Annotated in this window: 11 protein-coding genes; 5 read left to right on the forward strand and 6 right to left on the reverse strand. The window is 60.5% G+C overall.

Going from position 1 to position 12,636, the window contains the following annotated elements; all coding sequences use genetic code 11:
- The first annotated feature begins 64 nt into the window (after positions 1–64).
- The 5 genes from JFT87_RS19090 (at position 65) to JFT87_RS19110 (ending at position 5,304) form a co-directional block, all read left to right on the forward strand.
- Positions 65–592, forward strand: coding sequence for a GNAT family N-acetyltransferase (locus JFT87_RS19090; protein WP_201203730.1), 528 nt, complete (start codon positions 65–67; stop codon positions 590–592).
- A 174-nt stretch (positions 593–766) separates the two neighbouring features.
- Entirely contained in the window at positions 767–1,945 is a 1,179-nt protein-coding gene (locus JFT87_RS19095; protein WP_201203732.1) for an MFS transporter, read from the forward strand.
- A 175-nt stretch (positions 1,946–2,120) separates the two neighbouring features.
- Entirely contained in the window at positions 2,121–2,807 is a 687-nt protein-coding gene (locus tag JFT87_RS19100) for an HPP family protein (protein WP_201203734.1), read from the forward strand.
- Between the two features lie 235 nt (positions 2,808–3,042).
- A complete protein-coding gene (locus tag JFT87_RS19105) occupies positions 3,043–4,149 on the forward strand; it encodes an enoyl-CoA hydratase/isomerase family protein (RefSeq protein WP_201203736.1) in 1,107 nt (368 codons plus the stop codon).
- A gap of 3 nt (positions 4,150–4,152) precedes the next feature.
- Positions 4,153–5,304 (forward strand): acyl-CoA dehydrogenase family protein, encoded by a 1,152-nt coding sequence (locus JFT87_RS19110; RefSeq protein ID WP_201203738.1) that lies wholly within the window; start codon positions 4,153–4,155, stop codon positions 5,302–5,304.
- A gap of 186 nt (positions 5,305–5,490) precedes the next feature.
- Here the strand turns inward: JFT87_RS19110 and JFT87_RS19115 are convergent, their stop codons facing one another.
- The 6 genes from JFT87_RS19115 to JFT87_RS19140 all read right to left on the reverse strand — a co-directional run bounded on the left by JFT87_RS19115 (position 5,491) and on the right by JFT87_RS19140 (position 12,608).
- The gene (locus JFT87_RS19115; protein ID WP_201203740.1) at positions 5,491–6,264 is read right to left on the reverse strand and encodes an enoyl-CoA hydratase; all 774 of its coding nucleotides are present in this window, start codon (positions 6,262–6,264) and stop codon (positions 5,491–5,493) included.
- A gap of 137 nt (positions 6,265–6,401) precedes the next feature.
- Positions 6,402–7,529 (reverse strand): acyl-CoA dehydrogenase, encoded by a 1,128-nt coding sequence (locus JFT87_RS19120; protein ID WP_201203742.1) that lies wholly within the window; start codon positions 7,527–7,529, stop codon positions 6,402–6,404.
- A 163-nt stretch (positions 7,530–7,692) separates the two neighbouring features.
- Entirely contained in the window at positions 7,693–8,886 is a 1,194-nt protein-coding gene (locus JFT87_RS19125) for an acetyl-CoA C-acyltransferase (protein WP_201203743.1), read from the reverse strand.
- Between the two features lie 12 nt (positions 8,887–8,898).
- On the reverse strand, positions 8,899–9,660 hold the full coding sequence (locus JFT87_RS19130) for an SDR family NAD(P)-dependent oxidoreductase (RefSeq protein ID WP_201203744.1): 762 nt from the start codon (positions 9,658–9,660) through the stop codon (positions 8,899–8,901).
- A gap of 16 nt (positions 9,661–9,676) precedes the next feature.
- Positions 9,677–11,341 (reverse strand): AMP-binding protein, encoded by a 1,665-nt coding sequence (locus JFT87_RS19135; protein ID WP_201203745.1) that lies wholly within the window; start codon positions 11,339–11,341, stop codon positions 9,677–9,679.
- 250 nt (positions 11,342–11,591) lie between these two features.
- Positions 11,592–12,608 (reverse strand): AraC family transcriptional regulator, encoded by a 1,017-nt coding sequence (locus JFT87_RS19140; protein WP_201203746.1) that lies wholly within the window; start codon positions 12,606–12,608, stop codon positions 11,592–11,594.
- Positions 12,609–12,636 lie beyond the last annotated feature (28 nt).

The following is a 12,636-nucleotide window of genomic DNA, read 5'->3' on the forward strand; positions in this document are numbered from 1 at the left end:
GGGAATGCAGCCGGGGACGCTCTACGTCCCGAAATCAAGAGATCGCAGCCTGCGGCACTCCTAAATGAAAATGCTCATTCGTCTTGCTCGTTCCGCTGACGCGGCCGCCCTTCCCGCTATCGAGCGCTCGGCCGCCGAGTTGTTTCGTATCGATCCCACCCTTGCCTGGCTTGCCGATACCGAGGTGGCGGACGCCGCGCAACATCGACACGCCATCGAGCATGCTCACGTATGGGTTGCCGAAAGCGCCACCGTGCAACTCGCCGGGTTTGTTCGCGCGCTGACCATCGGCAAGCAATTGCACATTGAAGAACTCTCCGTCAGCCGTTCGTTTCAGGGCCAGGGGGCGGGCCGTCAATTGATCTCGGCAACGATTGCCTATGCACGCCGGCAACGCTTGCAAGGAGTGACGCTGACCACGTTTCGCGATGTGCCGTGGAATGCACCTTTCTATGAGCGGATGGGCTTCGTGGTGGTCGAGCCGGATGCCAGCGAAGCGTATTTGATCGATGCCTTGCAAAAGGAAGTCGAGCACGGCTTTCCCGCCGAACGCCGCTGCGCAATGCGCCTGCCCCTGAGCCATCCCCTGTAGGAGCTGCCGAAGGCTGCGATCTTTTGATTTTGCTTTTAAAGACAAGATCAAAAGATCGCAGCCTGCGGCAGCTCCTACAGGATAGGGGGAGTTATTGAGTTTGACCGGCGGCGTGTGCGCGGCGAGGATGGCGTACGCCCGCACAGCATTTGAAATAAGGACATTTGCACCACCGTGGCCACTTACTCGCTCGTTATCCGCCGGTTGATGATTTGCTCGCTGACCATCGTCGTCAGCCGCGCCATCACCAGCCCGTTGCTCACACTATTTCTGAGCAACAAACTCGGTCTCAACCAACAGGACGTTGGTCTGCTGCTGGGCATCGCGGTGTTCATCGCCACCCTGCTCGCCCTTTACGGCGGTTACATTATCGACCGTCTGGAAAAGCGTCGGCTGTTGATCCTGGCCATGCTCTCCAGCGCCATCGGCTTCGTGCTGCTGACCTTCGCCCAGAACCTGTACCTGACCACCGCGACCCTGGTGATCACCGAAACCGCCTCCGCATTATTTCTGATCGGCTCAAAAGCGATCCTCAGCGAAAACCTGCCCATGGGCCAACGGGCCAAGGCGTTTTCCCTGCGCTACACCTTGACCAATATCGGCTACGCCACCGGGCCGATGCTCGGTGTGGTGATCGCCGGGGTGTATCCGATTGCACCGTTCCTGATTGCTGGCGGCATCGCCTTCTTCAGTATCTTCTTGATGAGCGGGATTCCGAAAGACCCGGCGCAGACAACCACCCTCGGCCAGCCCCAGAGCTTTCTCAAGACCCTGACCACCCTCAAAAACGACCGCACCTTGATCATGTTCACCTGCGGCTGCCTGTTCAGCACCGTGGTCCATGGCCGTTTCACCTTGTACCTGTCGCAATACCTGCTGGTGACCCATGACTCCAAGCGCGCCCTGGAAACCATGGCCGCCCTGCTCGCCTGCAACGCTATCAGCGTGATCCTGCTGCAATACCAGATCGGCCGCTTCCTCAAACGTGAGCAACTGCGCTACTGGATTGCTGGCGGCACCGGCTTGTTCATTTTGGGTTTGATCGGTTTCAGCCTGGCCGACGGTCTGGTGAGCTGGTGTGTGGCGATGTTCATTTTCACCCTCGGTGAAATGATCATTTACCCGGCGGAATTCCTCTTCGTCGACACCCTGGCCCCGGAAGAACTGCGCGGCAGTTACTACGGCGCGCAAAACCTCGCGGCGTTGGGCGGTGCCTTGAGCCCGGTGATTTGTGGCTACCTGTTAATGCACACCCCGGCGCCGACAATGTTCTACGCCCTCTGCGCATTGACCGCGATGGGCGGAACCCTGTGCTTCATGGCGGGCCGGCGGGTGGCAATACTGCAAAAATAATGCACTGAAGCTGCATTAATATGAATTTGTCAGCATCAGGAATGAACGGCACACTGTGCCCGTTCCTCCCCCAATAGTTGGAACAACTTCAAGGGCTTTCTGGGTTTCCCAGCTAAGCCTTTTTTTTGGCTCATGTTTTTGGGCCAAGGGTTCTGTCAACGGATCGATTGTCATCATGCTTGCTCGCTGGTTACCCGCCGCCATCAACACCCGCCCCTCGGAATGGAGCCGCGCAGCCATCGGCATGTCCCTGGGCACGCTGTTCAGCGTCTGGCTGTGCAGCCAGGTATTCGGCATTGAAGTGGCGCAGCACTTGGTCGGTCCGTTGGGTGCGTCGGCGGTGTTGTTGTTCGCCGTATCTTCCGGCGCCCTCGCCCAGCCCTGGTCGATTTTGGGTGGTTACTTGAGCGCCGGGGTGATTTCACTGCTGGTCGCTCATGTGCTCGGGCGAACTTTGGGCAGCGCGTGCCTGGCAGCGGGCATGGCGTTGATGTTGATGTGTTGGCTGCGTTGCCTGCATCCCCCGGCCGGAGCGTTGGCGCTGCTGTTGGTGTTGGCCGACCCGGCAACCATCGCCCTGGACTGGAAAGCCCTCGGCCCTGTGATGCTCGGCGCCTCGGCGATGCTGCTCAGCGCGCTGGCGTACAACAACTTGACGCTCATTCGCTATCCCAAACGACCCGCCGAGCCGGTACCGGTCATGCCGTCGGCCGACAGCCAGGCCATCACCGCCGAGGATTTACAACGGGCGTTGGCGGAGATGGCGGCCTTCATCGACGTCACGCCGCAAGACCTTGAACAGCTGATCCATGCCAGTGAGCTGCATGCCAAGCGGCGCAGCATTACCACAGCCTTCACCTAACCCCTTATGTAGGAGCTGCCGCAGGCTGCGATCTTTTGACTTTGATTTTTAAAGATCAAAAGAGCGCAGCCTGCGACAGCGCCTACATGAGCCCGCCTACATGTTCGACCAAGGTAAAAATGCAGACGGGACCTGCACGTATGCCGGTTGTACATCACAAATTTGCACTGATACGATCCAGCATCGCTCGCGCGCGAGCTTCTCTATAAAGAACAATAAAAGCAGGGAGTTATCGATGACTGCTCAGGTTCCATCTCCGCAGGCTCAAGCCAGGGATGCCACGACAAACGAAGTGCTGGCCGAGGTTCGCAACCACATCGGCCACCTGACCCTCAATCGCCCCGCCGGCCTCAACGCCCTCACCCTGGACATGGTCCGCCGCCTGCAGAACCAGCTCGACGCCTGGGCCGAGGATTCACAGGTCAACGCAGTGGTGCTGCGCGGCGCTGGTGAGAAAGCGTTCTGTGCCGGTGGCGACATCCGCTCGCTGTACGACAGCTTCAAAAACGGCGACAGCCTGCACGAAGACTTCTTCGTCGAGGAATACGCCCTCGACCTCGCTATCCACAATTACTGCAAACCGGTCCTGGCCTTGATGGACGGCTTTGTACTGGGCGGCGGCATGGGCCTGGTGCAAGGCGCGGATATGCGGGTGGTGACCGAGCGCAGTCGCCTGGCGATGCCGGAAGTGGCCATCGGTTACTTCCCGGACGTGGGCGGCAGCTACTTCCTGCCGCGGATTCCTGGTGAGCTGGGGATATACCTCGGTGTCAGCGGCGTGCAGATCCGCGCCGCCGATGCGCTGTATTGCGGCTTGGCCGACTGGTACCTGGAAAGCGATAAACTCGGCACCCTGGACGAACAACTCGATCACCTCCAATGGCACGAAACACCGCTCAAGGACCTGCAAGGTGTGCTGGCCAAGCTCGCCACGCAGCAACTGCCTGACGCGCCATTGATTGCGCTGCGCCCGGCCATCGACCACTTCTTCGCCCTGCCGGACGTGGCGAGTATTGTGGAACAACTACGCGAAGTGACCGTCGCCGACAGTCACGAATGGGCGAAAACCACCGCCGATCTGCTGGAAAGCCGTTCGCCGCTGGCCATGGGCGTGACCCTGGAAATGCTCCGTCGCGGCCGCCACTTGAGCCTTGAACAATGCTTCGCCCTTGAACTGCACCTGGACCGCCAGTGGTTCGAGCGCGGCGACCTGATCGAAGGCGTGCGCGCCTTGTTGATCGACAAAGACAAGAACCCGCGCTGGAACCCGCCGACCCTACAGGCGCTGCACGCCGAGCACGTCGAGAGTTTCTTCACAGGTTTTGAGCAGAGCGGGAGCTGAGCCATGCACGATATTGAATTGAGCGAAGAGCAAGTGATGATCCGCGATATGGCCCGGGACTTCGCCCGTGGCGAAATCGCGCCCCACGCACAAGCCTGGGAAAAGGCTGGCTGGATCGATGACGGTCTGGTGGCGAAGATGGGGGAGCTGGGTCTACTGGGCATGGTCGTGCCCGAGGAATGGGGCGGCACCTATGTCGATTACGTCGCCTACGCCTTGGCCGTGGAAGAGATTTCGGCTGGCGACGGCGCTACTGGCGCGTTGATGAGCATCCACAACTCGGTGGGTTGCGGGCCGGTGCTGAATTACGGCACTGAAGCACAGAAAAAAACCTGGCTGCCGGACCTGGCCAGCGGTCAAGCCATCGGCTGCTTCTGCCTGACCGAACCGCAAGCCGGTTCCGAAGCCCACAACCTGCGCACCCGCGCCGAACTGCGGGATGGCCAGTGGGTGATCAATGGCGCCAAGCAGTTCGTCAGCAACGGCAAGCGGGCGAAACTGGCGATTGTGTTTGCGGTGACTGATCCGGACCTGGGCAAGAAAGGCATCTCGGCATTCCTCGTGCCGACCGACACCGCTGGTTTTATCGTTGATCGCACCGAACACAAAATGGGCATTCGCGCTTCCGATACCTGCGCAGTAACCCTGAGCAACTGCACCATCCCAGAAGCCAACCTGCTGGGTGATCGCGGCAAAGGCCTGGCCATCGCCCTCTCCAACCTCGAAGGCGGCCGCATCGGCATCGCCGCGCAAGCGTTGGGCATCGCCCGTGCAGCATTTGAAGCGGCGCTGGCCTACTCCCGGGATCGGGTGCAGTTCGGCAAACCGATCAACGAGCACCAGAGCATCGCCAATATGCTGGCGGACATGCACACGCGGTTGAACGCCGCACGCTTGCTGATCCTGCACGCTGCGCGGTTGCGCAGTGCCGGCAAACCGTGTCTGTCGGAGGCCTCACAGGCCAAATTGTTTGCATCGGAAATGGCCGAGAAAGTCTGTTCTTCGGCGATGCAGATTCATGGCGGATATGGATATTTGGAGGATTACCCGGTGGAGCGTTACTACCGGGATGCGCGGATTACGCAGATTTATGAAGGGTCGAGCGAGATACAGCGGATGGTGATTGCCCGGGAGTTGAAAAACTATCAGCTCTAAAAGCAAAAGATCGCAGCCTGCGGCAGCTCCTACACCAGAGTCTCTGTAGGAGCTGCCGCAGGCTGCGATCTTTTGATCTGGCCTCAAAGCTTCGCGAGCAGGCTCGCTCCCACAGGGGATTTGCGTACAACGCAGAACCAATGTGGGAGCGAGCTTGCTCGCGATGGCGTCATTGGATACGCCGAACTACTTTCCGACGAACTCCGCCTCACGCTTGGCAATAAACGCCGCCATCCCTTCCTTCTGATCCTGCGTCGCAAATGCCGCATGGAACACCCGACGCTCAAAGCGCACACCTTCTGACAGGCTGACTTCAAACGCCCGGTTCACGCTTTCCTTGACCATCATCGCAATCGGCAGCGACTTCTTGGCAATCAGCGTCGCGACTTTCAGCGCTTCTTCCAGCAACTCATCCGCCGGCACGATCCGCGCGACAATCCCGCAACGCTCCGCTTCCACCGCATCGATCAAGCGGCCGCTAAGGCACATTTCCATGGCCTTGGCCTTGCCCACGGCGCGGGTCAGGCGCTGGGTGCCGCCCATGCCCGGCAGCACGCCGAGGTTGATTTCCGGTTGGCCAAATCTGGCGTTATCGCCGGCCAGGATGAAGTCGCACATCAGCGCCAGTTCACAGCCACCACCGAGGGCGAAGCCGTTGACGGCGGCGATGATCGGCTTGCGGCGGTTGGCCACGCGATCGCTGTCGCTGAACAGGTCGTCGAGGTAGATTTGCGGGTAGGTCAGCTCGGCCATTTCCTTGATGTCGGCACCGGCGGCGAAGGCTTTTTTCGAGCCGGTCAGCACGATGCAGCCGATGTTCGAATCAGCTTCCAGGCCATCGAGGGCGTGGTTCAGCTCGCTGACAATCTGCGCGTTCAACGCGTTCAAGGCTTGCGGACGGTTGAGGGTAATCAGGCCTACACGACCGTGGGTTTCCAGCAAAATCGTTTCGTAACTCATAAATAACTCCTGTTTTGCATAAGGCTCGATCCCCTGTAGGAGCTGCCGAGTGAAACGAGGCTGCGATCTTTTGATCTCGCTTTTTAAAATCAACGTCAAAAGATCGCAGCCTGCGGCAGCTCCTACGGGGGGTCTTCTCAAAGATTGCGCGAAATAACCATGCGCTGAATATCGCTGGTGCCTTCGTAGATCTGGCACACCCGTACGTCGCGGTAGATCCGCTCCAGCGGGAAGTCGTTCAGGTAACCGTAACCGCCGAGGGTTTGCAACGCGGCGGAGCAAACCTTCTCGGCCATTTCCGAGGCAAACAGCTTGGCCATCGAAGCTTCGACCAAGGCCGGTTTGCCGCTGTCACGCAGCGCGGCAGCGTAATGCACCATCTGCCGGGCGACGGCGATTTGGGTCGCCATGTCCGCCAGACGGAACGCGACAGCTTGGTGTTCGATGATCGGCTTGCCGAAACTCTCGCGCTCGCGGGCGTAGTCACGGGCCGCTTCAAACGCGGCGCGTGCCATGCCCACCGATTGCGAAGCGATGCCTACGCGTCCGCCTTCGAGGTTGGCCAGGGCGATTCGGTAACCTTCGCCCTCCTCGCCCAAGCGGTTGGCCACTGGGACCTTCACGTCTTCAAAGAGGATCTGGCAAGTGTCGGAGGCGTGCTGCCCGAGTTTGTCCTCGACCCGCGCGACTTTGTAGCCCGGCGAATCAGTGGGCACGATCAGCGCGGTGATCCCGCGTTTTCCGGCGCTGGGGTCAGTTACGGCGAAGACAATCACCACCCCGGCGTTCTGCCCGGAGGTGATGAACTGTTTGCAGCCGTTGAGTACGTAGTGATCGCCTTCCAGCCGGGCGCGGGTTTTCAGGCCGCTGGCGTCGGAACCTGCTTGCGGTTCGGTCAAGGCAAAGGCGCCGAGCATCGAACCGCTGGCCAGTGGTTTGAGGAAGCGTTCTTTCTGATCGTCGGTGCCGTACTTGAGGATCGGCACGCAACCCACCGAGTTGTGCACGCTCATGATCGTCGAGCACGCGCCGTCGCCCGCGGCGATTTCTTCCAGGGCCATGGCGTAGGCCAGGTAACCGGTGTCGCAACCGCCCCAGTCTTCCGGCACCAACATGCCGAAGAAGCCCAGCTCGGCCATTTCGCCGATGGCTTCTTTCGGGAAGCGATGCTCGCGGTCCCATTCGGCGGCGAACGGTTTCAGCCGTTCCTGGGCGAATTGCCGGGCCGCTTCGCTGATCTGCAGTTGTTCGTCATTGGGAATCATGGCAAATCCTTAAATATGAGCCTTTCGCACAAAATGCCTGGTTGAAACGCCGGACCTGTGGGAGCGGGCTTGCTCGCGAATGCGGTGTGCCATTCAGTATTTAAGTCGACTGACACGGCCTCTTCGCGAGCAAGCCCGCTCCCACCTGGGGATAGCGTCAGTCTCAATACAGGCATTCCACGGCCATGGCCGTCGCTTCACCGCCGCCAATGCAGATCGCTGCAACGCCGCGCTTCAGGCCTTTCTGGCGCAGGGCCGAGAGCAAGGTCACGAGAATTCGCGCGCCGGACGCACCAATCGGGTGGCCCAAGGCGCAAGCGCCGCCGTGGACGTTGACCTTCTCGTGGGGAATTTCCAGTTTGCTCATGGTCACTAGGCTGACCACGGCGAACGCTTCGTTCACCTCAAACAACTCGACTTCGTCCAGGGACCAGCCGGTTTTTTTCATCAGCTTCTTGATCGCCCCCACCGGAGCCACCGGGAACAGGCCCGGTGTATCGGCAAACGCCGCGTGGCCGTGAATCACCGCCAGCGCTTTCAAACCAAGTTTCTGCGCCTGCGACTGACGCATCAGCACCAATGCTGCCGCACCGTCGGAGATCGAACTGGAGTTGGCCGCCGTCACCGTGCCGCCCTCGCGGAACGCCGGTTTCAGCGAGGCGATCTTGTCGAGTTTGGCTTTCGGTGGCTGTTCGTCGTGGCTGATCAGCACTTGTTCTTTGCCGACGGTGACGGTCAGCGGCACGATTTCAGCCTTGAAGCTGCCGTCCTTGATCGCTTGTTGGGCGCGAGTCGTCGAAGCGATGGCAAACGCATCCTGGGCTTCACGGGTGAAACCGTTGGCCTCGGCGCAATCTTCGGCGAAGGTCCCCATCAGGCGGCCCTTGTCGTAGGCATCCTCCAGGCCATCAAGGAACATCGAATCGAGCACGCGGCCGTGGCCCATGCGGTAACCGCTACGGGCGCGGTCCAGCAGGTATGGCGCGTTGGACATACTTTCCATGCCGCCGGAGATCACCACGTCGGCACTGCCGGCGACGAGCATGTCATGGGCGAGGATGGTGGTTTCCATGCCGGAACCGCACATTTTGTTTACGGTGGTGCAACGGGTCGATTTACCCAGCCCGGCGCCCAGTGCTGCCTGGCGCGCAGGCGCCTGGCCGAGGCCGGCGGGCAACACGCAACCGAACAGGACTTCGTCGACGGCATCTGAGGCGACACCGGCGCGTTCAACCGCAGCCTTGATCGCGGCGGCGCCGAGCTGCGGCGCGGTCAGGCTTTTCAGTTCGCCCTGAAAGCCGCCCATCGGGGTGCGGACGGCGCTGACAATAACAATCGGATCGTTGGAAAGGCTCATGAAAAATCCTCCTTACTTGGCGGCCATACGCAAGGCACCGTCGAGACGGATCACCTCGCCGTTGAGCATGCTGTTTTCAATGATATGCCTGACCAGCGCGGCATACTCGCCCGGCTTGCCCAGACGCGGCGGGAACGGTACCCCAGCGGCCAGGGACGCGCGGACTTCCGGGGTCATGCCGGCCATCATCGGGGTTTCGAAGATGCCCGGCGCGATGGTCATCACACGGATGCCGAAGCGCGCCAGTTCACGGGCGGCGGGCAAGGTCAGGCTGACAATCGCGCCTTTGGACGCGGCATACGCCGCCTGGCCGATCTGGCCGTCGTAAGCTGCTGCCGAAGCAGTGTTGATGATCACGCCGCGTTCGCCATCAGCGTCCGCTTCGGTTTCGGCGATGGCTGCTGCGGCCAGGCGCAGCATGTTGAAGCTGCCGATCAAATTGACGTTGATCACCTGGGCGAAGCTGCTCAGCGCATGCGGGCCGGTTTTGCCGAGAATCTTCTCGCCACGCACGATACCGGCGCAATTGATCAGGCCGTTGAGGCTGCCAAACGCGGCGACCGTCGCTTGCACGGCGGCTTCGGCAGCGGCTTCGTTGCTGATGTCGGCCACGACGCTGTGTGCGCCGAGACGCTCAGCCTGGGCCGCAACGGCTTCGGCGTTCATGTCCACCAGCATCACCTTAGCGCCGGCAGCCACCAGCATTTCAGCGGTGGCGGCACCGAGGCCAGATGCGCCGCCGGTGACGAGAAAAACCTTGTTTTCGATCTGCATCATTGTTTCCTTCGATTCAAGCAGAAGCTTTGTGAGCCGCGGCCTCTTGAGCCTTGGCGATTTCCTGGTTGCGCAAGATAAAGCGCTGCAATTTTCCGCTTGGGGTTTTCGGCAACTCGCTGACAAATTCAATTTCACGGGGGTACGAGTGCGCGGCCAGGCGCTTGCGCACGTGTTGGCGCAGTTCTTCGGCCAGTTCCGGCGTGGCGCGGTATTGCTCGCCAATCACCACGAAGGCTTTGACCAGTTCGGTGCGTTCCGGATCGGGTTTGCCGACCACTGCGGCTTCGATCACGGCCGGGTGTTCGATCAACGCGCTTTCGACGTCGAACGGGCCGACGCGGTAGCCGGAGGTGGTGATCACGTCGTCGCTACGGCCGACGAAGCTGATGCTGCCGTCCGGGTTCCACTCGACGGTGTCGCCGCTCAGGTAATAGTTGCCGACGAAGGCCTTGGTCGGGGCGCCTTCGTAGCCGTTGAACCAGCACATCGGCGACTGGGTACGGTCGATGGCCAGAATGCCCGGCTGGCCGACGCTCAGTTCGTTGTAGTCGTCATCAAGCACCACAATCCGATGGCCAGGCGAAGCAAAACCGGCGGCGCCCATGTGGATCGGGTGCTTCAGGCCGTGGTGGTTGCACAGGACCATGCCGAGCTCGGTCTGGCCGTAGTGGTCGTGGATAACCACGTCGAGGTTGTCGGCGAACCAGCGGATCACTTCCGGGTTCAGCGGCTCGCCGGCGCTGCTGACGATGCGCAACTTGCCTTTGATCGAACGAGCGAATTCGTTGCCACCGGCAATCAGCAGACGGTAAGCGGTCGGCGAGCCGGTCAGGTTGGTGATGTTGTATTTGTTGATCACCCGGCAGGTGCTTTCGAGGGTGAACGGGCCATCGTAGAAGGTGATCGGGTGCCCCATCGACATCGGCCCGGTCACGCCGAAGTAAATGCCATAAGCCCAGCCCGGATCGGCAACGTTCCAGAACGCGTCTTCCGGGCGCAAGTCCACGGCGTCGCGGGTGTAACTCTGGAAAGCGACGATGGCTTTAAGCGGTACCGACAGCGCTTTCGACGGGCCGGTGGTGCCCGAGGTGAACATCAGCAGGAACGGGTCTTCGCCGGTCATCAGTACCGGTTCGCACTCGGGGGAATAATTGGCTTGTTCGGCCCAGAAACTGTAATCGCCACGGACAATCCCCTGCCCTTTAGCGCCGCCAACGGTAACGATGGTTGGGCAATCGGCGACTTCAGCGAGTTTCGGCCGATTGACCGCGTCAGTCACGACCACTTTGGCACCGGAGCTGTTCAAGCGATGTTCGATGGCTTTCGGGCCGAACGCGGTAAACAGCGGCTGATAGACCGCGCCGATGCGCCAGGTGGCGAATACAGTGATCAGCAATTCAATGTTGCGTGGCAGCAGGCCGGCGACCTTGTCACCCTTCTGCACGCCCTGTGTGAGAAGGAAATTGGCGAAACGCGCAGCCTTGTCCTGCAAATCGCTGAAGGTGTACGTCGCGCTTGCGCCGTCACGACCCTCCCAGAACAGCGCGATGCGACCTGGCAACGCGTGACGGTCGCAACACTCGACGCAGGCGTTAAGCGCAGTCAAATCGCCGGCAAGTGCGGCCTCCACAGTGTGCTGGTAATCGAACGGTGATGTAGCAGACAAGTAATCGCGCATTGCCAGAATCCCTCTGCATTTTTATTAGGTTGGGGGAACCGTAATTAACACAGGAATACTCGCGCTGCGCGGGGTGTGGGGCAATGGTCAAAGCTATCAAGTTGCGTGACTGGTTTGGCCAAAATTTGAGAGGTGTGTTGTCTGGTCAGGCGTCTTCGCGGGCAAGCCTCGCTCCTACAGGGTTTACGCGATCCCTGTAGGAGCGAGGCTTGCCCGCGAAGAGGCCGGCCCCATCAACGCAAGTGCTGGCTCAGCTCGCTTCGTTAAGAATCAAACTCCGGTAATGCCCCGGATTCGACCCTGACCACTTGCGAAACGCCTTATAAAACGAACTCGTATCGGCAAACCCTAACCGCGCCGCAATCTCGGCAAAGCTGATCGAAGGTTCTGCCAGCCAGACGATGGCCAATTCCTTGCGCACGCTGTCCTTCAGGCCCTGCCAAGTCTGCCCTTCTTCAGCCAGACGCCGCCTCAGGGTCGAGGCCGACATACACAGTTGCTGGGCCAAAGCCTCGGTTTCCGGCCATTGCTCGGCGGGCAGTTGTCGAAGATCGTGTTTGATCCGGCTGGCCAGGCTTTCCGGGTCGCGGTATTTGACCAGGATATTGGCCGGTGCGTGGGCCAGGAACCGTTTGAGTTCTTCCGGGCTGCGCTTGATCGGCAGGTCCAGGCAATCGGCGGCGAAAATCATCCGCGTGCGGGGACGGTCGAAGCGCAGGTTCTCGGAAAACATCACCTGATAGTCATCGCAGAAATCCGGCGCCGGGCAGCGCAGTTCGATGGCCAGAATCGGAATCCGCCGCCCCGCCAGCCAGCAGGCGACGCCGTGGACGATCATCCAATAGGTGAAGTAGGTGAAAGCGCGACGTGGCTCGGGGTCGTCCTCCAGCAAGACGATTTCGGCCAGGCTTTGCTGGTGCACCAGTTGCGCGGGCAGGCGCTCGAGCATCAGTGACAGAAAACTCAAGCCACTGCCCAAGCCGGCCGCGAGCGTCGGTTGCGCCATCGCGCTGCGGCAGAGGAACTCCAGACTGCCGGACTTGAGCTTGCGCAAGTCCATGCCGAAAAACTCGTCATCGCCGCGCCGGGCCAGCAAGCGCCAGAGTCTGGCGTACTGCGAGGCCGGTACACGACCGTTTTCGGTTTGCAACAGCGCCGGATCGATGCCGACCTTGCTCAAGACTTCTTCCGTGGCCACGCCCGGGGCACAACTTTGCAACAGTGCTTCACGCACCAGTTGAACGGCGATGGTGTCTTTTTCCGACATGGAACCCAGCAAATCCTGTTGTTTTTCG

The organism is Pseudomonas sp. TH15, from assembly GCF_016651105.1.
In the GTDB taxonomy this organism is placed as follows: Bacteria; Pseudomonadota; Gammaproteobacteria; order Pseudomonadales; family Pseudomonadaceae; genus Aquipseudomonas.

Coding starts and splice junctions, on each gene's coding strand:
- JFT87_RS19115 (WP_201203740.1), bottom strand. CDS start 6,264: ATGAGTTACGAAACGATTTTGCTGGAAACCCACGGTCGTGTAGGCCTG.
- JFT87_RS19105 (WP_201203736.1), top strand. CDS start 3,043: ATGACTGCTCAGGTTCCATCTCCGCAGGCTCAAGCCAGGGATGCCACG.
- JFT87_RS19090 (WP_201203730.1), top strand. CDS start 65: ATGAAAATGCTCATTCGTCTTGCTCGTTCCGCTGACGCGGCCGCCCTT.
- JFT87_RS19130 (WP_201203744.1), bottom strand. CDS start 9,660: ATGCAGATCGAAAACAAGGTTTTTCTCGTCACCGGCGGCGCATCTGGC.
- JFT87_RS19110 (WP_201203738.1), top strand. CDS start 4,153: ATGCACGATATTGAATTGAGCGAAGAGCAAGTGATGATCCGCGATATG.
- JFT87_RS19125 (WP_201203743.1), bottom strand. CDS start 8,886: ATGAGCCTTTCCAACGATCCGATTGTTATTGTCAGCGCCGTCCGCACC.
- JFT87_RS19140 (WP_201203746.1), bottom strand. CDS start 12,608: ATGTCGGAAAAAGACACCATCGCCGTTCAACTGGTGCGTGAAGCACTG.
- JFT87_RS19100 (WP_201203734.1), top strand. CDS start 2,121: ATGCTTGCTCGCTGGTTACCCGCCGCCATCAACACCCGCCCCTCGGAA.
- JFT87_RS19135 (WP_201203745.1), bottom strand. CDS start 11,341: ATGCGCGATTACTTGTCTGCTACATCACCGTTCGATTACCAGCACACT.
- JFT87_RS19120 (WP_201203742.1), bottom strand. CDS start 7,529: ATGATTCCCAATGACGAACAACTGCAGATCAGCGAAGCGGCCCGGCAA.